The sequence below is a fragment of the Microcystis sp. M079S1 genome (genome assembly GCF_020246425.1).
GTDB lineage: Bacteria > Cyanobacteriota > Cyanobacteriia > Cyanobacteriales > Microcystaceae > Microcystis > Microcystis aeruginosa.
This window is the reverse complement of sequence record NZ_JADBSZ010000134.1, coordinates 1-26016: the sequence shown is the minus strand read 5'-3', so window position 1 is coordinate 26016 and position 26016 is coordinate 1. Positions and strand designations below refer to the sequence as shown.

Sequence of the window (26016 nt, the reverse complement as noted above, 5' to 3'; positions counted from 1 at the left end):
TAAGGGACTTGCGTGGGAATAATATCCCAATCGATCGGAGGGCGCAAGCTTTGCGCCCCTACAGTAACGGATTTTGTCCACAATGTAGGGGCGAACTGCGTTCGCCCAAAAGGTACATTATCAAAGCGCAAGTCCCTAATCAGTGAAAAGAAAGCAGAAAACCGCCGTGTAATACTGCTCACTTAATACTCCCTACTCCTACTGATCACCGATCACTGATAAGCTATGCTAGTTTAGAGAGAGTAGTTAGGTTCGGTAGCAGCATTGGTTTCAAACAGAAGCGGTTTTTCCCTGATGGCCTTGACTGGGTTGTGTCCGATCTCCTTCTCGAAATGGCTGTGATATTGGGAGACAATCCATGACGATTTACGTTGGTAATCTGGTTTATGACGTCACGACAGATGACTTGCAAGAGGTATTCGCTGAATACGGCACAGTTAGTCGCGTTTACTTGCCCGTAGATCGGGAAACGGGTAAAATGCGCGGTTTTGGTTTTGTGGAAATGTCCTCCGAGGAGGAAGAAGCAAAAGCGATCGAAACTCTTGACGGGGCCGAATGGATGGGACGACAGATGAAAGTCAACAAAGCTCGTCCCAAAGAAGATAATTTTGGCGGTGGTGGCGGCGGTGAGCGCAAAAACTCTGGGCGCCGCGAACGTTAAAGAGATTCTTTTAAAATTCCCGAAGCGGTTATTTCTGATAACCGCTTTCTTCTGGACTTAAACCGACGTTTTCCGTGACTCAAGGATGGGGTGGATAATTGTCCAGGCCAGGACGATAATTAAAGCCAAGATACCAAAACGAGCCATAGAGCTAACTAACTGGTGCAAGGGGAACAAACGGCCTAAAAAGAAGGATAATGTCACCATAATCGTCGCCCACACCGTTGCTCCACCGAGATTACAGAGGAAAAAGCGACCGTAGGGCATTCGGGCAATTCCCGCCATGGGACCTGCAAAGATTCTTAACAGGGCCACGAAGCGACCGAAAAAGACCGCCCGGGGTGCATTTTTACTAAATTGTTCCTTGGCTAATTCTAGTTTTTGAGGTGGAATCCGAAAGAATTTGCCAACTTTTAACAAAAACGGCCAACCCCCAGCGCGACCGAGCCAATAGCCAAAATTATCGCCTAAAACTGCTCCTGTAATTGCGCTGACTAAAACTAACCAATAGTTCAAATCACCGCTACCGGCAAGGAAGCCGCCCACAATGGTGATGGTTTCCCCGGGGATGGGAATCCCGGTATTTTCGAGGGTGATGCCGACAAATACTGCCCAGTATCCGTATTGGTGGGCGATTTCTTCAATATTTTCTAGGGATAATAGCTCTAGGGACATGGAGCGCTTTCTTAACAAAGGTTTACGAATATTCTAAGATATTTTTACAGGATTTAACCGTGGCTGAACATGACTTTTCCCAGTATTGATTTATTAGCAATTCGTCAGGGTGAGATAAAAGATTTAGCGGGCATGAATTTGGCAGGGGCTGATTTAGCTGGTGCCGACCTAGCAGGGGCGAATTTACGGGCAAATTTACGCGGTGCTGACCTGACCGGAGCAAATTTAAGGGGAGCAGATTTTCGTAATGCCGATTTACGCGGGGCAATTCTCCTCGATGCGATCGTGACGGGGGCAAGTTTGGCCGGCGCTTTTTTAGCCGGGGCGGTTTTTAATCATCTAGATTTGTCCGGGGCGGATTTTCGCGGTGTCGATGGCCGGGGAGTGAGTTTTGTCGGGGCGATTTTAACCCAAGCGGATTTTACTAGCGCTAATCTTTCTGGGGCAGATCTGTCGGCAACTGATTTAGAGGAAGCAATTTTTTTCGGGGCGGTTTTACGGGGAACAAATTTTACTAATGCCAATCTTCTTTGTGCTAGTTTAGCGGCGGCAGTAACCACGGGGGCAATTTTCGATCGAGCTTGTTTAGAAGGGACAGGATTAACCTAAATGGCTATCTTGGATATTGGGGCAAAAATGTTCACGATTCACTGATAAATCTGTGGCTAAAATAACCAGTAAATGTTCGGGTAAAACTCAAGCAATTACCCTGGAAATTTCAACAAATCTATTCCTCGAATTTCTGTTGACAACTGCCAGGGAATTGCTAGAGACAAGACAGTTTATTTGTGGCGAATCATTTCATACAGGGCAACGTATTCTTCCCCGGGTAGATTCCAAGAGTAATCGCATTCCATGCCTTGAATCGCTAATTTTTGGAATTCTTCCGGTTGAGTGTACCACAATTCTAATGCCCGGGACATGGCTGATTCGAGGGCATTATTATCGGGATCAAAAAAGACAAAACCATTGCGTTCTTCGGGTTTGTGATAGGTATCATAATCGCGATCAAAAACCGTATTAACTAAACCACCAACTCCCCGGACGATGGGAACGGTTCCGTATTTTAAGCTGATTACTTGTGTCAGTCCGCAGGGTTCAAAATTACTGGGAACCACAATCATATCGGCCCCCGCATAAATGAGGTGAGATAATTCCTCATTAAAGCCCAATTCAATATGGACATCAGGGTTATTATTTAGGTGATTTTTCTCATGCCAGAACCAGTTATTAATTAACGATTCGGTGGCGGAACCTAAGAGGACAAATTGCGCCCCGCAAGCTAAGGCATAATACATGGCATGGTGAACTAAATGTACACCTTTTTGGTCATCTAAACGACCGACATAACAAATTAAGGGCTTTTCTGGTTCATCTCTTAACCAGAGTCTTTCTCGCAGTGCCTTCTTATTGCGGGCCTTCTCGGAGAAGCTATCAATACCGTAGGGTGCAGGAATAAATTTATCCACTTCCGGGTTCCAGATATTGTAATCTAACCCGTTGAGAATGCCGGTAAATTTGTTTTGATGCAGGTGAATTGTATGACCTAAACCGTAACTAACATCGGTGTGGTGTGCTTCCCAAGCATGGTGAGGTGAGACGGTGTTGAAATAGTTGGAAAAGACGATACCACCTTTCATAAAATTAATCACAAAAGGATTGAAGTTATCGCGCATTCGGGCATAGCTAAAGTAGTAAGTATCGTTATTTAATCCTGTTGCCCTGAGAATTTCCGCACCAGCAAATCCTTGATGTTTAAAGTTATGGATGGTGTAGAGAACGCGCTGATTGCCCATACCATGATATTTATAAATTTCAAAAAGTAAGGGCGGAATTAAACCAGTTTGCCAGTCGTGACAATGAATTATATCGGGACGTTTATTACTTCTGAGCAAAAATTCTAAAGCGGCTTTGCAGAAGAAGGCAAAACGCATATTATCGTCTTTGCAACCGTAGTAAGTACCGCGATTAAAGAAATTATCGCCCGAATTGGGTTGAATAAAGAAACACAAGCGCCCGTGTACCCAACCACAAAAAACATTACAGTGAATTGCCCCACCGTACCAAGGTACCCACAGGTCCCGATAAGCCTCGTGTAAGCCCCAAATTTGGTCGTAGCGCATACAATCATACATGGGTAGGATTAGCTCCACGCAATGACCGCGAATTTCTAATTCTCGACTCAATCCATATACCACATCCCCCAATCCCCCAGCTTTAATCACTGGGGCGCACTCAGAGGCAACCTGAACTATATACATATATCAATAACTCCGTCGATTAATCTACAGGTCAGCTAGAAGCAATTTTTACAAAAGTATACAGTCTTCTGTGATTAATTGACTCGATCGATCGAATTAGTTGGGTGTTGGAGTGTTGGGGTGTTGGGGTAGTGGGGAGAACAAAGCTGCCTCCTGCCTTTTGCCTTTTGCCTTTTGCCTTTTGCCTTTTGCCTCCTAAAGATTAACAGCGTTTTAACTGTCCTAGGAGCAAAATCACCTCATCGATGCCGTTTCTGAGGGTGGTGGCGGGTTGATCGCTGTTATTTACGGTTATGCTAAAGATTAGGGGTTGCTTGTCCGCGGTTTCTAGATAACCGGCGAGAGCGTTAACTCCGGTTAAAGTCCCAGTTTTTGCCTGTAATCGTCCTTCTAGGGGAGTCTGGCGAAATCTATTGGTTAAAGTGCCGTCAATGCCGCCAATGGCTAAAGAACGACGATAATCAGGGTTTTCTGCCATTATTTGTAAAATTTGACCTAAAGTATTGGGTTTAATCAGGTTTTGTCGTGATAGCCCCGAACCGTCGCCGATTTTATAACTATCGCTGTCAATTCCCAGTTTTGTTAAAGTTTCTTGCAATCCCGAGACACCGCCGATCATTTGTAGTAGGGTTTCGGCTAGTAAATTATCGCTATTTTTATTGACTTTTTCCACCAAATATGCTAAATTTTCTGATTCTAAATTGGTGATCTCATAACCGCGAATTTGTGAGCTAATTTCTGCATTTTTAACGGTAATTCCCGCTTTTTCAAGGATATTACGCCAGCGAGCCAGGAAATATTCCGAGGGTTGGGGAATAGCTAAATTAAAATCATCTTGACTATCTATCGCCAGAGAACCAGTGATAATCAGGCGATTATTGGCTAAATTGCCCTTAATTGCCAGAGTATTCGGGCTTCCTTGTGCTGCGGTGCTGGTTTGATTCTCAATTAGCCATTGTTTAGCGGCAATGGGATCAGACCATTGTAAATCTAAGCTTTGCCCCAATTGTCGCGGTAAAAGCTTTAAAGTGACGGAATTTTCGTTTAAAACCAAGCTAGACGCGGGTACAGCATAGTCAAAAAAGACATCTTCCCATTCCCAGGTTTTTTGACTATCGGAGACGATAAAAGGACTAGCAACGACAATTAAGCGAGAAATTGAGTTAATTCCCCCTGCTTTTAACTTTTCTGCTAATTTTTCTAACTTTTCTGTGGTTATGGTTGCATCTCCCCTCCCGACTAAGGTTAAAGTTTCTAAATCGGGGGGGTTGCCTTGGGCTAAAATGGGGGTTTTCAGACGATAATTGCGGTTAAATTTGCTGAAAGCGGCAGCAGTGGTTAATAATTTCGCAGTAGAAGCGGGAGTAAAAAAGTTATTTTCGTGGATACTATAGAGATTTTGGTCAGAATTGAGGGATTTTACGAAAATTCCCCAATAAGCGCCTTGATAATCGGGTCGGTCTAAAATGCGATCGATCCTGGTGGCTAAGTCTGCGGGACAGATAAACTGGGAAGGGGGGGAATTGTCTTGACTGATGGGGGTTGCGAGGGTGACGGGATGGTTTACCCAGAGAAATAGGGAACAAGTCCCCAAGAGAAAAGATAATTTCGAGCGGCGTGTTAGCATAGAATTAAATCTTGGCAGTAGGTAGGCGTTAAAAATTATCAGATGCCCCCCTTATTAAGGGGGATCCCCCCGCCTATCGGCACCCCCCTTATCAAGGGGGGCAGGGGGGATCGGCACCCCCCTTATCAAGGGGGGCAGGGGGATCGAACCTAAAATCCATTTTTAATTTAATTATAACCAGCTACTTAGTAAATAAATTGACTCTAATTTAGCAGCATTAGTGACTATATTGTGCTAGTTACTCGATAGATTCGGTTAGGGATTGATCCGAGATATTCGCTCCCCTTTTTGCCCAGAAAGTTTTTTGATGCCGTCAAATTTCTATTTATTCGCGAGGATATTTTTATGAGTTATGATTTTGATTTATTGGTGATTGGTGGTGGTTCTGGTGGTATTGCCACCGCTAGACGGGCAGCCGAATACGGGGCAAAAGTGGGATTAGCAGAATACGATCGTTTGGGAGGAACCTGTGTTAATCGCGGTTGTATTCCCAAAAAATTAATGGTTTATTCTAGTCGTTTTCCGCAACTATTTAAGGATGCGGAAGGTTACGGTTGGAGTCCAGTAGAGAGTCAGTTAAATTGGCAAAAATTAATTAGTGCGGTTAATCAGGAAACTATACGTTTGAATGGCATTTATCAAAAGATGCTCGATAATTCTCAAGTGACGATTTTTCCTAATTATGCCAAGTTTATTGATACCCATACCCTAGAGGTGGGAGACGAGAAAATTACTGCCGATAAAATTTTAATTGCCGTGGGGGGACATCCGGTTAAACCTGATATACCGGGGATCGAACATACGGTAGTTTCTGATGCCATGTTTCAACTGCCAGAACAACCGAAAAGAATTATAGTTTTAGGGGCAGGATATATTGGGGTAGAATTTGCTGGTATTATGCACGGATTAGGGACAGAAGTGGTGCAGTTAATCCGTAAAGACAAGATTTTAAGAGGTTTTGATGAGGATATACGCGATGAGATTCAAGCGGAAATGATCCGTCAGGGAATTAAAATTATGCCCCAAACTTTCCCCACTTCGATCAAGAAAACTGCCGAGGGTTTAAAAGTACATATTCAGGGTAAAGAAATCTCAGAAATCTTATTTGTTGATGCCCTAGGATTAGCCGCTACTGGAAGAATCCCTAAGCTGGAAAAATTGGGCTTAGAGAATGTCAATGTCGAGGTAAAAAATGGGGCAATTGTCGTCAACGAGTATAGCCAAACCAGCGAAGATAATATCTATGCCGTGGGCGATTGTACCGATAAAATTAATTTAACTCCCGTGGCGATTAATCAGGGGCGAGCTTTTGCCGATACAGTCTTTGGTAATAAACCCCGGTTAATGAGTTATGAAAACGTTCCTTCGGCAGTATTTTCTACTCCTGAAGCGGCGACGGTGGGATTAACAGAATTGCAAGCAAAAAACCAATATGGTGACACGGGAATTAAAGTTTATCGGTCTAAATTCCGCCCCGGTTACAATGTTTTACCGGCCCGAGAGGACAAAACTTTGATGAAATTAGTTGTCCATCAGGAAAGTGGTAAAATTCTCGGAGCGCACATGGTGGGAGATCACGCCGCCGAAATTATTCAAGGAGTAGCTATTGCCGTAAACATGGGGGCGACAAAAGCTGATTTTGATGCCACTGTCGGCATTCATCCCAGTGCTGCCGAGGAATTCGTCACCATGCGTTAATTAACAATTTTAGGTGTGTTAAAACAACCTAACACACCAGAGAAAATTAACCCTTTTGGCTATTGACAACTGAGCCATTTTATGATTTTTTTTCAGTTAATTTTTGAGCGAGATTTAAGATATCGGAGGGGATCATAATGATGGTACTGGTGTTATTTTCCGCTCCAATTTCCGTTAACATTTGTAGTCGGCGTAATTCCAAAGCGGCGGGATTTTCCATGATTAATTGGGAAGCTTCCGCTAATTTTAGGGAGGCTTCCTGTTCTGCGGCAGCTTTAATCAAACGGGCGCGTTTTTCTCGCAATGCTTCCGCTTCCTTGGCCATAGCTCGCTGCATAGCGGTGGGAATTTCCACATCTTTCATCTCCACCCGTTCGATATCAATGCCCCAAGGTTCGCTAATTTCATCGACAATTTGTTGAACTGCGTGATTAATTTCGTCTCGTTTTTGCAAGACATCATCGAGACGATTTTGACCAACTACATTTCTTAAAGTGGTCATGGCCGCTTGATAAACGGCCGCGGGATAGGATTCGACTTTATTAATCGCTTTGCTAGGGTCGATAATGCGATAGTAGAGAACCGCATTAACCTTAATTGTGACATTATCGGCGGTGACAGTTTCTTGCGGGGCGATATCGACGGTTTTGGTGCGAATATCCAGCTGCATTTTTTGGTCAACTAGGGGAATGATCCAGTACAGTCCGGGGCCTTTGGTGTCTTGATAACGACCTAGGCGAAAGATAACACCACGCTGGTATTCTCGATCAATTTTAAGGCCATTTAATCCCAGAATGCCCGCTACCAACAGCAAGGGTGCTAAAAATTCCATATTAATTACCAGTTATCGGGTTCAAGTTAATCGGTGTGCGGTGACATCTCAATTGCCATCTCCTCGCTCCTGACCACTAATACATTCATTCTAGAGAGTAACCGGGCTGTCGGGGAAACTCATAACGAAATATTACAATTTTTAGGAATTGCCCAACCAGCAGGGATGACTCGACTTCCAGACCCCGACCTGAGATAAACTACAGAATGTTATCAGAATTTACCTTGATATTATGAGCGTAGTTAGCCAAGTCATCCTCAAAGCCGACGACGAACTTCGTTATCCTAGTAGTGGTGAACTACAGGGTATCGGGCAATTTTTAAAAACTGGCGAGCAGAGAATTCGCATTGCCGAGACTCTCGCTGAAAATGAGAAAAAAATCGTCGATCAGGCTCAAAAACAACTGTTCAAGAAACGTCCCGATTATAGAGCGCCGGGGGGTAATGCCTACGGTCAGCGTCAATATAATCAATGCTTGCGCGATTATGGTTGGTATCTGCGTCTAGTTACCTATGGGGTATTAGCCGGAGATAAGGGACCGATCGAACAAACCGGCCTGATCGGAGTCAAAGAGATGTATAACTCTCTTAATGTTCCCGTCCCCGGCATGGTGGAGGCGATTCGTTGTCTCAAAGAGGCCGCTTTAGCTCTTTTGACTCAAGAGGATGCCGTGGAAGCAGCCCCCTACTTCGACTTTATCATCCAGTATATGTCCTAAGCGATCGGGATAATCCCAAAGGCCTGAAGTCTGAAAAGGGGCAAATTTCGTCTCTTTCAGGGTTCAGGCTTGACTTTTTTCAGTGTTGCCAAAGGCACGGCGTAGCCGTCCAGTAATCAGTAATCAGTAATCAGGGATAAAGATGAAGATAAATAACTAACTAACTAACTAATTATAGCGTTTCTCACACCTGTGTGGCACAGTTAAACCTTTGCTGATTAAGCTTTTCAACATCGATAATGTACCGCTTGCGAACAGGAAACGCTATAACTTAAAACTTACATCTGATAAGGTGATTTCCTCTAAAGAAATTACCAGAGGATCAATTATCTGCTGTCAGAGCTTGGCATTGTTAAACTCTGCCGAAGGTAAATTTGTTCTCGGAAATCACCTAACTTACATCTGATAACTGATAACTGATAACTGATAACTGATAACTGATTATGTTTTGGCGCATTGTACTACTTACTTTTCTGATTCCATCGGTCTATGGTGTGTTTGGCTGGTCGATCGCCCATGAGCGTTTATCATGGAGTGATTGGTTACTTGCCCGCGGTGATGAGATGAATTGGACTCTCACTAGCGAATGGCTAGAAATCATCATCTATATCCTAGCGGTAGGGGTTATCCTCTCAATTGCCCTAGGATTAACTCTGTTTAGTCACTTAATGCCGGTATTTTTCCGCAGTTGGTTTAAAAACGATATTAGTGCTGTATTATCAATTCTCGGCTGGTCTTTGGCGGTAGTCTTTATCTTCCACAAGTGGGCGGTATTTAGTCGAGTTTTAATCCTCTTAGCTGCTACTATCCTTGGTCGTCTAGAACTTCAGGAAGCAGGTTACAATAGGTGGCAAGTTTTCCTGATGCTCACCATCCTCTGCTTAGGTAGTTTTGGCTTGGGAATTTGGGCTTATAATCTTTGGGGTCACGAATTTCATCGAGTCACCAATAATTAATCTTATCTCTAATCTTTAAAAAGTATGCCAAAAAAAAATAACGATACGCTCAAACGAGTATTAATTGTTTCCTCTGGTTTAGTATTTCTGGCTTTAATGGTGGTGCCAACTTTAGGTTTATTGAAAAATAATAATTCTAATTCCCCCCAAGGCAATCAACCCGGGCAAGAGGCAACTATTCCCCCCGAAAAATTAGAAGAAATGGTCAAAGGTTACGAGAAAATTCTTGAACGTGAACCAGATAACCCCACTGCTTTGCAAGGACTCGCCCAAGCTCGCTTACAGTTAAAAGATTTTATCGGAGCCAGAGAACCTTTAGAAAAGTTATATCAAAAATATCCCGACAATCTGGAAGTTATGCTAGTTCTTTATGGAACAAGATTACAAACTCAAGACGTTTCTGGAGCCAAAAATATCCTAGAAAAATTAGTCAAAAATTATCCCCAAGAACCGAAGTTTAAAGAAGAATTAACTCGCTTAAATCAAGCGATTGCGGCAGCTTCCAAACAGCAACCCCCAGAACCTAAAAAGTAATGAAAAAGAATTAATTATTGAAGCTGGGCGCAGTGAAAGACAATATCGAGAATTTTTTATTTCTTGACTTGTTGCGATTATCGACATTGCTTGGGCATTACTGCGGCCCTTCTTCGGTAAATTAGCCCCCTTACCTAGGAATGGCCCTGCCCCCTAGACGACTAGAAAGAAACTTCGCTAATATCATCTAACCCTGACATTAGCTAACTTTGTTAGATAAGAACTTTTTTAGGAATTATGATCGGCCTATAATAATAACTGTAGTCACCCCTATCCTTTAGCGATAATTCTTGGTTTAGGGTTGATGTCCTTCAGCGCAAGCGAGATTGGTTATGAAAATTAGCGAACTAGAAAACTACTTGGCTCAAGTTAAGTCAGAGATTGGTGACATCGATATCGTCTATCAATGTCACAACCAGCACTATAGTTGGTTGGACAAAATGAGAAGCCATCAACTGAAAGTGTTAAAAAATACCGCAGACACTAAACTATTAATTTCTCTGCAATAGCCATTTTCTCTTGCTAGATGCCAGCAATGTAATCCAGTCTGCCTAATCTGCTTAACAGTTTATCTTTTCTTTACTGTCGATAGGTTCTTAAACCAGCCGCGTCGCCAAAAGAAAATGATTAAACTGAAAGCAATGGTTAGCATCAACACCCAGACGAATACATAGCCCCAATACCATTCTAATTCGGGCATATTATAGGGGGATTTATCAGTATTAAAGTTCATGCCATAAATACCGACAATGAAGGTGAGAGGGATAAAAATCGTCGAGATTACCGTTAAAGTTTTCATAATCTCGTTCATTTTATTACTCACGGAAGACAGGTAAAAATCCATTAAACCATTGGCAAATTCCCGGTAATTTTCGATAACATCGAGGATTTGTACCACATGGTCATAACAGTCCCTTAGATAGGGTTTAATCGTTGTATCGATGACAATATACTCATCCCGTAAAAGCGCATTGAGGGTGTCCCTTTGCGGCCAAATTGCTCGTCGCAGGGAGAGTAATTCCTGACGTAGTTGGTAGATTTTTGATAAAGTCTGTTCCGTGGGACTAGCTAAAATTTCGTTTTCTAACTCCTCGATTCTTTCTCCGTAGGACTCTAAAACAGGAAAATAACCGTCAATAATGGCATCCCAAATCGAGTAGGCTAAATAACCCGATTTTTGCTGCCGGATGGAACCTTTATTCAAACGGATTCTTTCCCTAACTCCTTCCAAAGAATCGTATTGTCCTTCTTCCTGCACGGTTAAAACATAATTCTTCCCGACTATTAAACTGATTTGTTCTAGCAAAAAACCCTGATGATCGATCAGGATGGCCATTGGCACTATAATTAAAATATAATTCTCGCATTCTTCCACTTTTGGTCTTTGGGGAATACTGACTATATCCTCAAGGGTTAAGGGATGTAAATGAAAAATTTCCCCCAACTCTTGCAGTTTATCCTCATTACCCAAACCGACGATATCGATCCAAGAGATGGAATCATTGGATAAATATTTAAGACAGTCTTGAGGTAAGAGATTATTAACTATAGTCGCTTGTTGAGAGTTATAATTAATTAAAAATATCTCGGTAGCAACGGCATTTTCATCGATGGTGATTAACCCCGGCATCGTCCCAGGTTGATTATAGTGATAATCGTAAAGGTGGGGTTTTGTCTGGGAGGATTTTCGCCCTTTTTTATACCTAGTTAATCTTTTGTTATTGCTCATAGTTGAGATCGATCGCTGTTTGCCTTTTTCTTAGCATTGATCGCTCAAACATTCCTCAATTTTTAGCTAACTTTAAGATTGTCCCAGACTCTTAAAAAACGAATATTAAACGTAAATGCCAATTATTAGCCGTTTCTCTCTCGATTTCGATGCGACGGATAAACTCGCGAAAATAAAAACGGCGCTCGATTTCCGATAAATCTCGCCAAAATTGCGGAAAAGCAACGGCACGAGCGATAATAGTCAGGTTATCGGGGGGTAATTGGTCTAAACGTCCTTGAATTTGTGCGATCTCGTTTTTCAGTTTATAGGCCCGTAGATTAGCCGTTTCTTGATCTAAAATTCCCGCTGCTTCTAGGGAGGGCAATTGGGACAAAATATCGTTTTTTTTCCCTATTTCCTCGCTCATTCCCCGTTTGATCGCCTCTAAATCGGGTAAAGATATCTGAGCGATCGTCGGTGGTAGGTCTTGACAAATGCGCTCGATTGTGGTATCGAGAATTTTCTCATAAGCGATCGCCGAACATTTTTTTGTCCGGGGACATTGCAAAGGTCGCAAATAGAGGTATTCTAGACCCTTTCCTCGCGCTGTCACTTTGGTAATCGTCATCCCCGATTGACATTGACTACAGACGACTAAACCCGCTAAGGAACGCGGGGCGCTGGCACTGCGGGGGGGTAATTTGCGATTATTTCTCAGGATGCGATCGATCTGGGCTGCTTCTTCCCGGGAGATAATCGGGGTGTGGGTATCGGGGATAATATCTTGACCGAGATAGCACAAATCGCCGCGATAAACGGGATTGATCAGCCATTTATGGGCAGTAGCTACCGATAGCTTCTTGCCATAGCGTTTTTCTAGATAGCGCACCGTGGAACGCAGGGAAGCGGAAATCAAAAAGCGATCAAAAAAGTCTTTGACTACTGGTGCGGTACTGCGATCGAGTATATAACGCTCCTTGCCACGACGATAACCGTAGGGTGCTTTTCCGGGGGGAGGTAAAGCTTGCAGACGATTGTGAGCGTGACCTGCTTTTAAACGGTTACTTAGTTCGTTTTTTGATATTTCTTGCAGAATCTTGGCAAAATTCAGCTTATAATCTGGGTCTTCTAGGGCAATTATATCTATGTCGAGGGCTTCTAAGGATTGTAAAATTTTGCTAACTTCTGTGCCATTGTCTCCCAATTCTGCTAGACGACGCAGGATCAGCAGTCGGGGGGGAGTTCCTTGACAATCGCGGAGCAGTTGCTGCCGTTGTGAGCGATCGCCAAAATCCTGATACACTTGTTCGGGAGAATAGGTCGAAATCGAGTTATCGGGGGGACTATCGAGCAGGGGATTGGTATAGGTGTAGGCGATAATTTTCATGTTTTGCCGAAATCCTCCTATAGATAGGGTTTGCTGAAAAAGTTTCTCGTGGGGGCAGGGTGTGGGGTGTAGGGTGTAGGGTGTAGGGTTTTACCCATTTTCAGGACGTCAATTACCTAATTTTCAGGGAAAAAGTCCCGGAATTTTCCCCCCGCTCACTCCCATATCCGTTACTTTTTGATTGACAAAAGGTCTAAAAGTCTTACCCAACAAGGTTTTTAGATTTATTCAGCCAACCCTAGATAAGCTGTACTGCATTTAAACCGCGCCTCTTGGAAATTTTAGTACAAATGCTCGAACTTCCTCGACCCAGCTCCGGCGCTCCATCCGGATGACAGGAAAAGGAGGATGAGTTTCTCGATCTCGCACCGGATGGCGTGAACGAGAGCCGTTCTAAAACCGATAGTTTAAGCAAGTTAAAGCGGAAAATGGAGGAGTATCGGGAGAACGGGATTAGGTTAGGCTGGTTGATTGATCGCCACAATCAACAGGCTTTCGTCTATCATCAAGATGGGATGATTACCTGTTATGCCATAATAGACGCTATCAAGAATTTAGGGAATCAGTTAAACCATGAAAAACGCAAAGTTAAAGGAAACTGATTATATCCAAAATCCAGAAGTTAATCAAATTGTTGCTATCTCAACCTCCTGAGATTCGATTTGAAGATATCAAGCAGATTTTAGAAGAATTTGAGTTTCTAGAAGTTCGTTCTACGGGTAGTCATCATATTTTTCGCCATGAAGACGGACGAATGCAAACAATCCCTAAAAAGGGAGGACAAAAAGTCAAAAAAGTCTATATTAAACAAATTATTAAATTACTTAAATTGGAATTCATTAATTAAATAAAGTTTAATAAAGTTTAAAGCTGATTCCCTTCTTGATGTTTTCTGGGTATTTATTCAAAATATATTTATCCTATTTGCTAACTTTAAAGAGGTAAAAATATGAGTACAAGTAATAAAACTAAGCTTGAATCATTAGAGTTTTATTTGGGGTTAAAATATCCAATAACAATTTATCCTGATGATGACGAGGGATATGTATCAGAAATTAAGGATCTTCCAGGATGTTTCACTCAGGGAGAAACCATAGAGGAAACCTTAGCTAATATTGATGATGCTCGCAAACTTTGGCTAGAAACAGCTTATGAATATGGTGATCATATTCCCTTACCTTCTACAAATATCATGGGTGAGGTAGAGAGTTTCTAGAAAGCCTCGAAAAACTGATAAAGGGAGAAGGGGGCTTTTTGGCTGTAATCAGTGAACTGAAAACGCATATCTGATAACTGATAACTGATAACTGATAACTGAATTAAAGCCATTCGATTTCTTTAGCTTTTTCGGGTAATTTAGCCGTGGCTTGTCCTTGGCTGCGGGACTGAAACCCAATTAAATCGAGGGGAGTAGCCAATAAATCTACTATATCAGCCTTGCCAAACAGTAACTTGAGAGTATTTTTTGGTAGCTCTTTTAATAACCAACGACCGAGAGTAAAAAATAACTCTTGGTTGGTTAAAGGTCGCATCAATTCGACATCATACAATTCGTGAAGATAGCGATTCGAGCGCCCGTAACGTTTTAATTGACTTCTTAAGTCTTCTAAGGTAGAACGATGACGATGGTAAATAATTGCCTCTGGTGCGTAGGTTAATTGCCAGTCGGTTTGTTGTTGAATACGCCAACAGATATCGGCATCACCACCGGTAGTTAAATAAGGACGAAATAAACCAACTTTTTGAAAAGCTTCTCGACGAATAGCGAGGTTAGCAGTTTGACCGTAGGGACAAAAAGAATGTTCTAAAAGAAATTTTGGTGACATAAAGTGACGACGTTCTGCATAATTTTCCAACCAAGTGGAACCAGTTAAGGCAGCAATTTCACCCGCTACCAGACCGATGTTAGGATCACTAAAGGGTTGGATCAATTCTGTCAACCATTGCGGTGCGGGACGACAATCGGCATCGGTGAAGGCCAGAAAAGGATAACGAGTGCTTTTGATCCCTTTGTTGCGAGCAGCATAGGAGCTTTGTATCTGATTTTCGCTTAAAATGATCAGTTTCAGTCCCCTCTGTTCTTGTGCTGCCTTTCCTAATAATTCTGACGTGCGATCGCTACTATTATTATCAACTAAAATATATTCAACTAATTGACGGGGATAGGTCTGTTTGGCTAAACAATCAATGAGAGGGGGTAGATCTTTCTCTCCGTTATAAATTGGCACGATCACGGATACTTCGGGAAAGAACTGTAAGGTAGTTGACATCGTTGGAGTCCAATAAACGGGGGACGGTTGAACTATTCGCTACAATACTACTATAATCAATAGCAACAAAAAGCAAGTCTATTGTCACTTATTTTAGACCAACGATGAAAAGTTTCTTCCGAAAATTATTTTTCTATGTGGGTATTCTTTGGCTCTCACCCTTAATCATTCCTTTTCAGGTAGCTAATAATCGAGAACTTATCTTAGGTGATGTGCGGCGTTGGGTAGAGTTATTAGGCCAGGAAAAAAGAGCAGATTGGTTACAATTGTTAGCTCTGTGTCTGGAGGCAAAAGAATTTAGAAATTTATATTATTGTCGTCTTTTTCAAGGTGGTTCATTCAGCCGTTTTTTTATGTATATTCTTAGGTTTTTCTATCGAGAAAGTTCCTATTTATTTCTAGATTCTTCCTGTTCGATTGGCAAAGGATTATTTATTCAACACGGTTTTAGTACGATTGTTATGGCGGATTTGGGCGATAACTGTTGGATTAATCAACAGGTAACAATTGGCTATAAAGATAAAAGCGGTCGCCCCAAAATTGGCAATAATGTCAGGATTACCGCCGGTGCTAAAGTCTTAGGAAACATTACCATCGGCGATAATGTCACCGTGGGCGCAAATTCAGTGGTAGTCAAAGATGTTCCACCTAATTGTGTGGTTGTGGGTATTCCCGCTCGTATTATTAAACGGGACGGCGTTAAAGTAGATGAAAAATTATAAACGTTGACTTAAAATATATTCGGCAATTGCCAGATCCCCCGGAGTCGTAATTTTTAAGTTAGTTTCTTCACCGACGACAATTTTGACGGGAAAACCACATTTTTCTAATAAGGCGGCATCGTCGGTGACTTCCCAATCTAATTTTCGGCCCTGTTCATGACATTCTTTTAATAATTTTACCTGAAAACCCTGGGGTGTTTGGGCTGCCCACAACCGCGAGCGATCGGGTGTATCCTCAATCCAGCCCTTGCTATCGACAATTTTAATCGTATCTTTCACCGGAATCGCCGCTATAAAACCCTGACAAGTGGATAAAGCGGCGGCACAGCGATCGAATAATTCGGGAGTGGCTAAACAGCGCGCCCCATCGTGAATTAAAACCGTCTCAGCCCCCTCTGGTAGGGCTTGTAAGCCATTATAAACCGATTTTTGTCTGGTTTCGCCTCCTTGGATGATTTGCACGGGTTTAAGGGCATTTATGGCGGTGATAATTTCTCGGATATCCTCAAAGTCTTCCGGTTGTGCCATGATGCCAATCCAGATAATTGCCCTGGATTGCATGGCAGCCAGCAAAGTCCAAGCGAGGAGAGGTTTTCCGTGCAGGGTGAGCAGTAACTTATTGCGATCGCTGCCCATCCGTTTACCCATTCCCGCTGCTGGAATTAACAAATACATATTTTTTTCAGGTAAAAAGTTAACAAGAGTCAGGAAAGAGAATTCAGTGGACAGGAGTGGGGAGCTTTTTGCCTCTTATTTGTAAACAGTAATCACTGTCCGGCTGATGGTTAATCGCTTAAATAACCCAAAAACTATGCCTTTTAAGAGAATAAATCGAGGGGAAAGTGACCATAAGTACCGACTAATTGATCATTTTCTGACTGACAAGAAACCAGGACACCGCGATAGGTTCCCGTATAGGAATCGAGATAGGAAGCTTGTCTTTGGGTATTGTATTTAATATACACCGATCCCTGTTCTGGGTGGTCTTCTGGGAGACTATTAGGTAGGGGGTATCCTAGGGCTTGTAGATAACTTTTCAGGGCTTTAAATCCCTCTTCATTGTTATCGGCACAGATACCTAAATTAATTGACTCCGAACCTTGGTTAACTAATAAAATTGCCTGTCTTAGAGCTTCTTCTTCTTCGGGGGATTGGGCAATTTTTAGTTGAATACATCCATATTCTTTTAGGAGTTTCAAGGCTTCTTCCATAGACATGAGCGGTTAGATATGTGTGGCTAAAGATAAAAAATAAACTGTTGCTGCTGTCCTTACTGACAAATTCCCAAGGAAAAAAAGCCCTAAATCATTGGGGTTTAGAGATAGGAAAATTTTGCATTGGTCTTAATCGTAAGATCGCCAATTTCAATCATATCAGGTTGGGGACAGGAAAATTTATCGGGGTTGTTCGAGCGCTCCGGGTTGTGCAGGCATTTCACTCACTGCTTTTTGATAGCCAAAGTAAGCACCTATAATAATTCCAGCACCAAAACCAATCGCTAGGTAAGGCAAAATTATACTGAGGGGAAAAGAGGAATGTCTCCGATGAGATAGGGAAAATCGCTCACCAGTGGCCACAATATTCTCAGCAGCTTCAGTGAACTCCTCCGGTTTCTCTAGGGCTTTTTCTTCGGTTGTTTCAGAGTCTTCCAAAGCTTCTGGGGCATCTTCTCGGTCATTTTCGGCGATTTCTGCGGTTATTATCGGCAAAGAGTTTAATTTGGTGACACGATTGACGATTAAATCATCTTGACTCAGGGTTATAGATTCTTGCCAAGCGGGGATATCGGATGCCTCGGTCATACCGTAAACGATCACTTGTTCTAATCCATCGATGCCCAAGCTTTTGATTTCTGCCGACAAAAAAGGTAATAACTTGTGTTGATTGGGTATATTTTTGGATTGAACTTTTAGAGTCAGGGTATTTTCTTGCGGGGTGGCTTCAACAACCTTTATTTTTCTGGTTAAGAGACTTTGGTTAAGTAGAGCAATAATAGCGGCTGGATCCTGGAGTTTAGCGGCATGGATAAGTTGTGCCTGATTCATGACCTTGAGGGACTAGGGAGGGTATATTATACTAAATCCTCTTGAAAAGGTATAGGAAAGTGGGTGTGTGCCGGAGCAGGGGGAAACAATCCATAACTGGGTTTTTAAAGTTGAATTGGGACTTAATCATGCTATTAAAAACGGATTTGGTTCGGTCTGCCCATCCCTGCCCCCGGTGCCACTTAAATTTCCGCCACGGCTCTTTCGATTAAACGACGAGCCAGGGTTTGAATACCAGTATGTTCATAGTAATTGGTGGTCATATCGAGGAATGCCCCGACATATACCAATTTATCGGCAGAAAAGTCGATAAATCCCTGAATTTTGCTCAATAATCCATGCTGGCTCAAACTGCGCTCGCTGACAAAACCACTCATCCAACCTTTAGTGGAGTCGAAACTTTGACCGATAAAGTCTAATTTTCTGGCAGTATTTCCCCCCGGAATCAATTCTTTAATACTGCCGAAAGTGGAGTTAGATTCTAATTCTTCCGGGCTGAGAATGCTGAGGCCCGATTCCACTTTGCGGATAAAACTGCCCCCCAGGGGAATTAAACCATCCAAACAAACTAACGCCGCCATCCGCATCAGGGATTCGCCGCTATAATCTCCCAGAGAAGTGACGAAATCATCGATACTATCCCCCGGAATGCCATTAATTTGACAAAAAGCGACTAATTCTGTCACTAACTTCAGGGTTAGATCGATGGTTTGCGCTTTTTCGGGGGCAGGGGTTAATTTTTCGATTAAACCGCCCATGAGGGGAATTTTACCACCAACGGCATTAGCAAGAGAGGCGGCGGCTAGGGCATTATCGGCACTGTCGATGGTTTGGTAGAGCCAGAGCGCCCGTTGATAGCCCTGGGATTTATCATTAAACAACCAAACGGCTCGATCGCCAATCTGTTGGATCATGCTTTCGTCGGTTTCGCCGGTGACTTTGATAATCGTATTTTTAAACCCGACTAGGTTATCCCACTGTCCCGGCACTACATAATCAAGGGTTTTGAGAACTTTGACGGTGAGATTATTAGTCGGTAATTCGTCCACCAGTTCAAAAATTGGCTTACTCACGGATGTCTCCTTACTTTAATTTTGCTAGACCATCTAAATCGAACTTAGCTAACCAAGCTTGGCGATCGCTGGCATCAAAATCTGGCTCCCGCGATAAAACCTTGACTTGATAGCGATTATTGACTAAAACGGCGCTGGCGGTTGCACCCTGTTCGACAGCGGGAAAACCTTTAATTGTGGTTTTACTGTCTTGGAATTTATTGGCCGCCGCGGGATTATTGCTGATGTCAGATATGGCTAACATAGCCAGAACTTTGCCATCTTGCTTCAGTTTTGCCTCGGCAAAGCCTTTTTTCTCCTGGGTATAGACGCGCTCGTATCCTCCCCCAGAAGGCGGGAAAAACCGATTAAAACTGCCGCCAGAGGTGGATTCTTTCACCACTGCCGCCGCCCCGCGAGCGGTACTTTCTTGTTGCGCTTGGTCAAATTGTGAGGGAGCTTTAGCACAGGAAGTTACTAGCAAAAGTACCGCTAATACCCCTGCTATCAAGATTTTGCCAAATCGAAAGCTCATAGTTCTCTTAATTAAAACTTACTAATGTTTGTTTGTAGTATATCTCTCGCTTATTGCTGATTATTGTTAAGTTTTTCTAGATTCTCTCACACCAGACCGGGAAAAAACAGAAAATCAGCAAAATTCGAGTCAATAACTAATTTTTAGGAGTACATCTCAATATTAGATCTCCTGCAAAAATCAAAAATCTGACCTTAGGTGAGAAGACTCCGAGACAGGAGAACTCAAAAAAGCCGACCCTCCCCAATCCCCTAACACCCCACACCCTGCCCCCACCGAAAAACTTTTTGCCGCAAACCCCAGCTACAGTCCCGCAATTGCCCCTCGCGCCATAGATGCGATCGCTTGTTCCGTGGCCCGGGGTAGATGATAATATTTACCCCCGGCTTTTAGGGCTAATTCTTTGGCAAAACCAGTGGAGACGAATTTTTTCTCCGTATCGATGACCAGCAATTTAATGCCTAAAGAGCGAATTTTAGCGGCAATATCGAGCAGTTCTGCCTTAATATCGGGTTTTTCCCCCTCCGGAATCGGTTCGCCTAAAGATTTCGCCAAAGGAATATTACTTCTACCGTCGGTAATCGCCACAATCACCACTTGACCGATATCCCCCGATAAACGAGCATTCATCCCCACATGAACCGCTTGGGTTAAACCGTGGGCTAAGGGGGAACCGCCGCCACAGGGCAGGGTTTCTAGACGTTTTTTCGCTAGGGTAATCGATTTGGTCGGTGGCAATAGTACATCCGCTCGCTCACCCCGGAAAGGAATCAGGGCAATCTGGTCGCGATTTTCGTAAGCTTCCGTTAACAGACGCATAACCGCACCTTTAGCCGACTGCATCCGATTGAGAGCCATGGAACCGGAGGCATCGACCACAAAGACAATTAAAGAACCGGCCTTGCGGGCCAGCCGTTTTGAGCGCAGATCCCCTTCTTCTATAATCACATGACGTTCGGGATTCCTCAAGCGACGGGCTTTTTGATAGGGGGCGGCCGCCCGGAGAGTGGCATCGACGGCGACTCTTTTCACCTTGCCTCGGGGTAACATCGGCTTAATATAACGTCCTCTATCTTCCGAGAAAATCAGGTTACGCGCCCCCGATTTCCCCTGACGCTGGGCCATCTGGGCAAAATACAACACACTGGGATCCAGTAAAACCCCTTCCGGGTCAAAAACAAATTCTTCCGGCAGATTATCGGGCTGTTCCGGTTCTTTTTCCTCCTCTTTCTCCTCCTCTTTTTCTTCCTGTTCCTGCTGGTTTTCGTCTTGGGGTGGTTCCGGTGGTGGCGGTGGTGGCGGTGGCTGTTGTTCCTGTTCCGGAGGTGGCGGCGTAATCAGCGATCGAGGTACAATAACTAATTCGACGGCTCTTTTTAAGTCATCGGCACTGACTAAATCCCGACCTTCTAAAGCGGCGGCGGCCTTGGCTACTCTCACGGCAAAAATCTCGGCGCGATGACCTTCTACCCTACCGCGCACCGCTTCCTCCACTAGATAACTAATTTGTTCGGGTTTAATTTTTACCTCTTTTAACCATTCCCTCGCCAGAATAATTTCGGTTTTTAGATCATCGATTTCTTGGGCATATTGGGCGATAAAAGCGCTGGGAGAAACAGCATACTCGATCGCCTGATTGACGGCGGTTACTCGTTGGTCTAAACTAAGGACACCATCGGCGGAAAGAGCAATGGCAATTCTATCTAATAAATGGGTTCGTAAATCCCCTTCTTCCGGGTTATAAGTAGCGATCAGGATTGGTTTACAGGGATGTTGAAAACTGATGCCTTCCCGTTCGATTTGGTTACGTCCTTCGCTTAAAACTGTGAGTAATTGGTTAGCAATTTGGTCATCAAGTAGATTAATTTCATCGATGTAGAGAATTCCCCGATGGGCGCTGGCTAATAAACCGGGTTGAAAGACTGGTTCCCCCTGTTTCACCGATTCTTCCACATCGACGGAACCCAATAAACGATCCTCGGTGACTCCTAGGGGAATCTGCACGAAAGGGGCCCGGATAACTTCCGTGGCGACCTCTCCACTGCTATATTCTTCTTTAGTGCGATCGTCCCATTCGTCGGCATTGTTGGGATCACAATTAAAGACATTACCTGCGATAATTTCGATCGGTGGCAGTAAGGAATGTATCGCTCGCGCCATGACTGATTTGGCGGTTCCCCGACGACCGGCAATTACCACACCCCCTAGGGCGGGATCCACGGCGGCTAAGAGTAGGGCTAATTTAATCGCTTCTTGGCCGACAACGGCAGTTAGGGGAAAATTGAGGGTCAGAGTGGGCATAGATCTAGATTCAGGCGGCCAAATTCTAGTGTAAAACAGAAGCTCCCGGGTCTGGCACTTTTCCTTTTTTGATTCCCGAACCCAGATTTTAAGTAGGTAGGCGTTAAAAATTATCAGACACCCCCTTATCAAGGGGGGATTAAGGGGGGATCGGCACCCCCCTTATCAAGGGGGGCAGGGGGGATCGAACCTAAAATCCATTTTTAATTTAATTATAACCAGCTACTTAGCTGCATCTCGATCGATTTCTTCCTCCCCGAACCGATCGAGAAGTTGCCGGGTTAATCTAGGATTAGCTCCTGATAACGGCTGTAGAGAGGACAAAAATATGATAGCGACAATAATCGATCGCCTTACGGAAACCAACCCGCAAATTATGCGAGAATGGCAAGGAAGATTAACCCCGAAAAATATCTCGATCGCCTCGGTCATCTCCCTCGTTGGTCAATTATTAGTTTATTTATACTATCAAAATCTCTTGCCAGTAGCGGCGGGATTTAGTCGTTACTGTACCGCTAATCCCCCCCATAACAACGATTATGAGCCCTATAGTGGGATTAAATACTGCATCCAAGACCTAAATGGTGAATGGATGATTATCTCCCGGTTATGGTGGTTGGATATCTTCACTTTTCTGAGCATTACCGGCATTTTCGCTCTTTTAGTGGTGGGAACCTATCAATTAATCGCCGATCTTTCCGGGGAAGAACGCCGGGGTACACTTAATTTTATCCGTCTGAGTCCCCAACCCGCCAGAACAATTTTTATCGGCAAAATTTTCGGGGTTCCCATTCTCCTCTATCTCGTCTGTCTTCTCGCTTTACCCTTTCACTTGGGGGCGGGTTTATCAGCAGGTATTCCCTTGTCGTTCATTTTAGCCTTCTACGGGGTTCTAATCGCTAGTTGTGCCTTTTTCTATCATGCCGCCCTTAGTTTCGCTTTAGCCACGCCATGGTTAGGAGGATTTCAACCCTGGTTAGGCAGCGCAACAGTCTTAATCTTTGTGTTTTATAGCAGTATTTTTACTTTATCGGGCTATGGTGGTTCCCGTACCCCCTTTGATTGGTTAATTCTCTTTAATCCTAGTTTTGTCCTCCCCTATCTAGTTAAATCTACCTTTCTCCCCCCCGATGCGGTACGCTATCTAGGAATTTCACAAATCTTCGATCTGCGTTGGTACGGTCAATCTCTCTGGCAATCGGTTATAATGGGTATTAGCTTAATTTTGCTGAATTTTTCCCTCTGCACCTACGGTTTAACCAGAATTCTCCAGCGTCGCTTCCATAATCCCCTCGCTACTCTTGTTAGTAAACCCCAAAGTTACTGGATGATGGGCTGTTTTAGCGCTATTAGCTTAGGTTTTGTTTTCCAAACTCTGGAACCGAGCTATATTTTCGATAATTTTGTCATTCTTAGCGTTTTTGTGGCGATTTTTGGCTTGTTAATCCTTTTTGCCCTCACTCCCCCTCGTCAAACTCTCCAAGATTGGGCGCGCTATCGTCATCTGCAAGGAAAAACGGGCATTAGTCTGGGTAAAGCTTTAATCTTTGGCGAAAAAAGCCCTTCTACCCTAGCCATGGCTGTTAACGTTGCCATTGCCATTTTATTCATCCTTCCCGCTATTTTTATCGCCCCTCTCCATCAATATAAACTAGCCACTGCAGCCGGGTTTCTCTTGGCAATGAACATGATTTTAGTCTATGCCGCTATCGCCCAATTATTGATGTTAGCCAGCACAAATAAACGCGCTTTGCTGGCAGCCACTAGCATCGGCATTTTGATTATTTTCCCCTTCCTCTGTTTCGCTGTCTTGGGAGTTAATCCCAGTCAATCTCCGCTTTTATGGTTTTTTACTTTTCTTCCCATTGCCGCTACTAAATACGCTACACTTCCCTCTTTCGCTTTGGCAATCTTCAGTCAGTGGTTGGGTTTAACCCTCGTCGGATGGCAAATTAATCGGCAATTAAATCGCCTTGGTGCCTCGACAACTAAAGCGTTAATCCCAAGCTGAAAAATACTGACTCACATCGGTTAATTTTTTTCCCAAAAAAGCTTGACAAAACCCCACGACTTGACAGATAATTTCTTATAGAATGGGAATCCGTGCTTGCCTGCGACCCCCCTTTTTTCAGGTCAAATAAAGCCCAAAAAGATTAACCCCAAAAAGTAGGCTGAGTTAATCTCAGTTCCCAGATGATTCGGAGCATCTTTCAATTTTACAACGCCTATTGTAGGGCTAATTCATGAATTAGCCCTACACATAGTAATTTCAGTTCCCATCTGATTAGGAGCATCTTTCAATTTGACAACGCCACATTTTTACCCTACCACCGATAAACTATCAACAATTAGCGAGGGAGTATAACAGGAACCATTCCATTGATTATCAGATGCCAAAGCGATTAAATTCTGCAAAGCTGTATAAACATTTCCCGTCACCATTGTATCTTTAACTCGTCCGGTGATTTTGCCCTTTTCTATGCGATAACCCAGATCGATATTGACAGAAAAATCGCCCGAAATATCGGCCCCATGACCTAAAATTTGGTCGATAACTAAGCCTTCATCTATTTGCGAGATTAAATCCTCTAAAGTTCCCTCTCCAGGTGCAACGATTAGATTAACCAAATCTGGCAGAGGATAAACGCCTAAACTAGGACGAAAACCGTTTCCCGTCGGAGGAGTTTTTAATAATCTTGCCGTGGTAAGATCGCTATAGAATTCCTTAACTCTACCTCCCTCAATTAAAGATAAAAATTTGGTGGGAGTTCCCTCATCATCAAAGGGACAACTATAGGGTTCTCGCTGGGGTTGTTGGGATAAAGTCAACTTTTCTGACATCACCAATTGACCGATTTTATCACTCCAGGGCGAGGACTTTTCTAAGATCTGTTTCCCATTTAAAGCCATCGCCACCGTACCCCATAACAGGGTAACTGCATTAGTGGTCAATAAAATTGGTAATTTCCCCGTGGGACTACCCACATTATTGGCGGCCCATTGTAGTCGCTGCAATAACTGTTTAATTACCGTATCGGGATGAGGTGTACTGCGAGTATATTCCCCATCATAAACCGCCAGAAAATCCTCCCCCCGCACCCATTCAATCCCCAGATAATAACTCAAAGCTGTATCGGTATATTGACAATATAAACCCTGGGAATTAACCAAACGGGTGATTTCCCGTTCACATTCCCATTCACCACTACAAATAACCTCAGGATAAACTTGGCGAATTTGGCCAATCATTTGATTACCCATCTCGATTAAACATTCTACCGCCACATCTTGCCCAATCGGGTCATAGATTGCCTGTCGTGGTGCCGAAAATTCGATTTCTTCGGGGGCATTGAGATAGGATAAATTTAACGCCGTTTCTACTAAAATTTCCGGTTCCACATCACCATAACCCACCGCTAACCCCGGACAACCCTCGCGCCATAATCTCAAGGCAGTTCCCACGGATTCGGAACTTTCTAACTGTTTAAGACGATTAGCCTCAAAAAAAACGGGATGGGAAAGGGAGGAAGATTGATAAACTTCGGCTGCCACCGCTCCCGATTTGAGAGCCAGTTCGATGAGTTGTTGCGGATCGATCGTCATGGTGATAGTTTTTGAGATAATAGCTATCTGATTATCTCAAGCCCCGGCGCTTCGGCGCAAACGCCGCTAACAAGACTGCGGCGAGTTAAAAAATTTTTGCTTATTCATCAATATTTTTGAGCAAAGATGATCAAGTTGGCAATGAAGTTATCATAGAATCGATCGAGAGTCAAAAATATGGATACTCCCACCTAGAGAGGCCGAAAAAATGACGATTGCCAAAAGCGACGAAACTGCCACCTCTCCGGCACTGATAGAAGAAGATTTCGAGGACTTCTGGGAACCCCCCCCACCCCCCACAGACTTAATTTTTGATGATGGTGAACCCTTGGAAAGCAACCGACACCGCATTGCCATGAATGTCTTGATTCGCTCCCTACAGCAGGGTTACGGCGAGCGAGACGACTTCTACACGGGTGGCAATATGT

26 protein-coding genes and 2 pseudogenes are annotated in these 26016 nt (G+C 43.6%); 13 read left to right on the top strand and 15 right to left on the bottom strand.

Annotated elements, in window-relative coordinates:
* Positions 1-182: hypothetical protein (locus IM456_RS08895; RefSeq protein ID WP_287691241.1), on the bottom strand; the 182-nt coding region annotated here is incomplete at its 3' end.
* A 176-nt stretch (positions 183-358) separates the two neighbouring features.
* Between IM456_RS08895 and rbp the strand changes: the two genes are divergently transcribed.
* A complete protein-coding gene (gene rbp, locus IM456_RS08890) occupies positions 359-661 on the top strand; it encodes an RNA-binding regulator (protein ID WP_287691239.1) in 303 nt (100 codons plus the stop codon).
* Between the two features lie 57 nt (positions 662-718).
* Here rbp and IM456_RS08885 read toward each other — a convergent pair whose 3' ends face one another.
* Entirely contained in the window at positions 719-1336 is a 618-nt protein-coding gene (locus IM456_RS08885) for a DedA family protein (RefSeq protein WP_147071293.1), read from the bottom strand.
* A gap of 69 nt (positions 1337-1405) precedes the next feature.
* Between IM456_RS08885 and IM456_RS08880 the strand changes: the two genes are divergently transcribed.
* Positions 1406-1945: a pentapeptide repeat-containing protein gene (locus IM456_RS08880; protein ID WP_149985429.1), complete on the top strand. Its 540-nt coding sequence runs from the start codon at positions 1406-1408 to the stop codon at positions 1943-1945.
* Positions 1946-2118: 173 nt separating this feature from the next.
* Here IM456_RS08880 and glgA read toward each other — a convergent pair whose 3' ends face one another.
* Entirely contained in the window at positions 2119-3597 is a 1479-nt protein-coding gene (gene glgA, locus IM456_RS08875) for a glycogen synthase GlgA (RefSeq protein WP_287691238.1), read from the bottom strand.
* Positions 3598-3799: 202 nt separating this feature from the next.
* The gene (gene dacB, locus IM456_RS08870; protein WP_149985427.1) at positions 3800-5224 is read right to left on the bottom strand and encodes a D-alanyl-D-alanine carboxypeptidase/D-alanyl-D-alanine endopeptidase; all 1425 of its coding nucleotides are present in this window, start codon (positions 5222-5224) and stop codon (positions 3800-3802) included.
* 345 nt (positions 5225-5569) lie between these two features.
* Here dacB and gorA point away from each other — a divergent pair, with 345 nt between their 5' ends.
* On the top strand, positions 5570-6922 hold the full coding sequence (gene gorA / locus IM456_RS08865) for a glutathione-disulfide reductase (protein ID WP_287691236.1): 1353 nt from the start codon (positions 5570-5572) through the stop codon (positions 6920-6922).
* 79 nt (positions 6923-7001) lie between these two features.
* Here gorA and IM456_RS08860 read toward each other — a convergent pair whose 3' ends face one another.
* Positions 7002-7754 (bottom strand): slipin family protein, encoded by a 753-nt coding sequence (locus IM456_RS08860; RefSeq protein WP_287691235.1) that lies wholly within the window; start codon positions 7752-7754, stop codon positions 7002-7004.
* Positions 7755-7986: 232 nt separating this feature from the next.
* Here IM456_RS08860 and IM456_RS08855 point away from each other — a divergent pair, with 232 nt between their 5' ends.
* From IM456_RS08855 to IM456_RS08840, 4 genes are all read left to right on the top strand, one after another.
* A complete protein-coding gene (locus tag IM456_RS08855) occupies positions 7987-8472 on the top strand; it encodes an allophycocyanin subunit alpha-B (protein WP_008199947.1) in 486 nt (161 codons plus the stop codon).
* A gap of 443 nt (positions 8473-8915) precedes the next feature.
* Complete coding sequence (locus tag IM456_RS08850; RefSeq protein ID WP_149985424.1) at positions 8916-9428, top strand: hypothetical protein; 513 nt, start codon at positions 8916-8918, stop codon at positions 9426-9428.
* Between the two features lie 24 nt (positions 9429-9452).
* On the top strand, positions 9453-9962 hold the full coding sequence (locus IM456_RS08845; protein ID WP_287691232.1) for a tetratricopeptide repeat protein: 510 nt from the start codon (positions 9453-9455) through the stop codon (positions 9960-9962).
* A 332-nt stretch (positions 9963-10294) separates the two neighbouring features.
* Positions 10295-10471, top strand: a complete 177-nt coding sequence (locus IM456_RS08840; RefSeq protein ID WP_172970464.1) for a hypothetical protein — start codon at positions 10295-10297, stop codon at positions 10469-10471.
* Between the two features lie 59 nt (positions 10472-10530).
* On the opposite strand, the gene corA is transcribed toward IM456_RS08840, so the two are convergent.
* Both corA and IM456_RS08830 read right to left on the bottom strand, forming a co-directional pair.
* Positions 10531-11691, bottom strand: coding sequence for a magnesium/cobalt transporter CorA (gene corA, locus IM456_RS08835; RefSeq protein WP_149985422.1), 1161 nt, complete (start codon positions 11689-11691; stop codon positions 10531-10533).
* A gap of 91 nt (positions 11692-11782) precedes the next feature.
* Positions 11783-13060 carry a recombinase family protein gene (locus tag IM456_RS08830; protein ID WP_287691229.1) on the bottom strand — a complete coding sequence of 426 codons (1278 nt, stop codon included), beginning with the start codon at positions 13058-13060 and terminating at the stop codon, positions 11783-11785.
* A 335-nt stretch (positions 13061-13395) separates the two neighbouring features.
* Between IM456_RS08830 and IM456_RS08825 the strand changes: the two are divergent.
* The 3 genes and pseudogenes from IM456_RS08825 to IM456_RS08815 all read left to right on the top strand — a co-directional run.
* Positions 13396-13662, top strand: a pseudogene (locus tag IM456_RS08825) (Uma2 family endonuclease); the annotation flags it as partial.
* 29 nt (positions 13663-13691) lie between these two features.
* Entirely contained in the window at positions 13692-13907 is a 216-nt protein-coding gene (locus IM456_RS08820; RefSeq protein ID WP_253880983.1) for a type II toxin-antitoxin system HicA family toxin, read from the top strand.
* 102 nt (positions 13908-14009) lie between these two features.
* Positions 14010-14276, top strand: coding sequence for a type II toxin-antitoxin system HicB family antitoxin (locus IM456_RS08815; RefSeq protein ID WP_149985419.1), 267 nt, complete (start codon positions 14010-14012; stop codon positions 14274-14276).
* Between the two features lie 103 nt (positions 14277-14379).
* Here IM456_RS08815 and IM456_RS08810 read toward each other — a convergent pair whose 3' ends face one another.
* Positions 14380-15330 carry a glycosyltransferase family 2 protein gene (locus IM456_RS08810; protein WP_287691227.1) on the bottom strand — a complete coding sequence of 317 codons (951 nt, stop codon included), beginning with the start codon at positions 15328-15330 and terminating at the stop codon, positions 14380-14382.
* Positions 15331-15434: 104 nt separating this feature from the next.
* On the opposite strand from IM456_RS08810, the gene IM456_RS08805 reads away from it, so the two are divergent.
* Positions 15435-16052: a serine O-acetyltransferase gene (locus IM456_RS08805; protein WP_149985417.1), complete on the top strand. Its 618-nt coding sequence runs from the start codon at positions 15435-15437 to the stop codon at positions 16050-16052.
* Here the strand turns inward: IM456_RS08805 and ispD are convergent.
* The 6 genes from ispD to bchD all read right to left on the bottom strand — a co-directional run bounded on the left by ispD (position 16047) and on the right by bchD (position 21985).
* A complete protein-coding gene (ispD, locus tag IM456_RS08800) occupies positions 16047-16727 on the bottom strand; it encodes a 2-C-methyl-D-erythritol 4-phosphate cytidylyltransferase (protein ID WP_149985416.1) in 681 nt (226 codons plus the stop codon). The two genes, IM456_RS08805 and ispD, sit on opposite strands and share 6 nt — an antisense overlap.
* 143 nt (positions 16728-16870) lie before the next feature.
* Complete coding sequence (locus tag IM456_RS08795) at positions 16871-17269, bottom strand: DUF1824 family protein (protein ID WP_149985415.1); 399 nt, start codon at positions 17267-17269, stop codon at positions 16871-16873.
* Between the two features lie 177 nt (positions 17270-17446).
* Complete coding sequence (locus tag IM456_RS08790; protein WP_149985414.1) at positions 17447-18097, bottom strand: hypothetical protein; 651 nt, start codon at positions 18095-18097, stop codon at positions 17447-17449.
* A gap of 182 nt (positions 18098-18279) precedes the next feature.
* Positions 18280-19170 (bottom strand): hypothetical protein, encoded by an 891-nt coding sequence (locus IM456_RS08785; RefSeq protein ID WP_287691224.1) that lies wholly within the window; start codon positions 19168-19170, stop codon positions 18280-18282.
* A 10-nt stretch (positions 19171-19180) separates the two neighbouring features.
* A complete protein-coding gene (locus IM456_RS08780) occupies positions 19181-19684 on the bottom strand; it encodes a hypothetical protein (RefSeq protein WP_287691223.1) in 504 nt (167 codons plus the stop codon).
* A gap of 303 nt (positions 19685-19987) precedes the next feature.
* A complete protein-coding gene (bchD, locus tag IM456_RS08775; protein ID WP_002799821.1) occupies positions 19988-21985 on the bottom strand; it encodes a magnesium chelatase ATPase subunit D in 1998 nt (665 codons plus the stop codon).
* 328 nt (positions 21986-22313) lie between these two features.
* Between bchD and IM456_RS08770 the strand changes: the two genes are divergently transcribed.
* Entirely contained in the window at positions 22314-23996 is a 1683-nt protein-coding gene (locus IM456_RS08770; protein WP_287691222.1) for a hypothetical protein, read from the top strand.
* Positions 23997-24304: 308 nt separating this feature from the next.
* On the opposite strand, the gene IM456_RS08765 is transcribed toward IM456_RS08770, so the two are convergent.
* Positions 24305-25588 carry a TldD/PmbA family protein gene (locus IM456_RS08765; RefSeq protein ID WP_287691220.1) on the bottom strand — a complete coding sequence of 428 codons (1284 nt, stop codon included), beginning with the start codon at positions 25586-25588 and terminating at the stop codon, positions 24305-24307.
* A gap of 208 nt (positions 25589-25796) precedes the next feature.
* Between IM456_RS08765 and IM456_RS08760 the strand changes: the two are divergent.
* A pseudogene (locus tag IM456_RS08760) lies at positions 25797-26016 on the top strand (Uma2 family endonuclease); the annotation flags it as partial.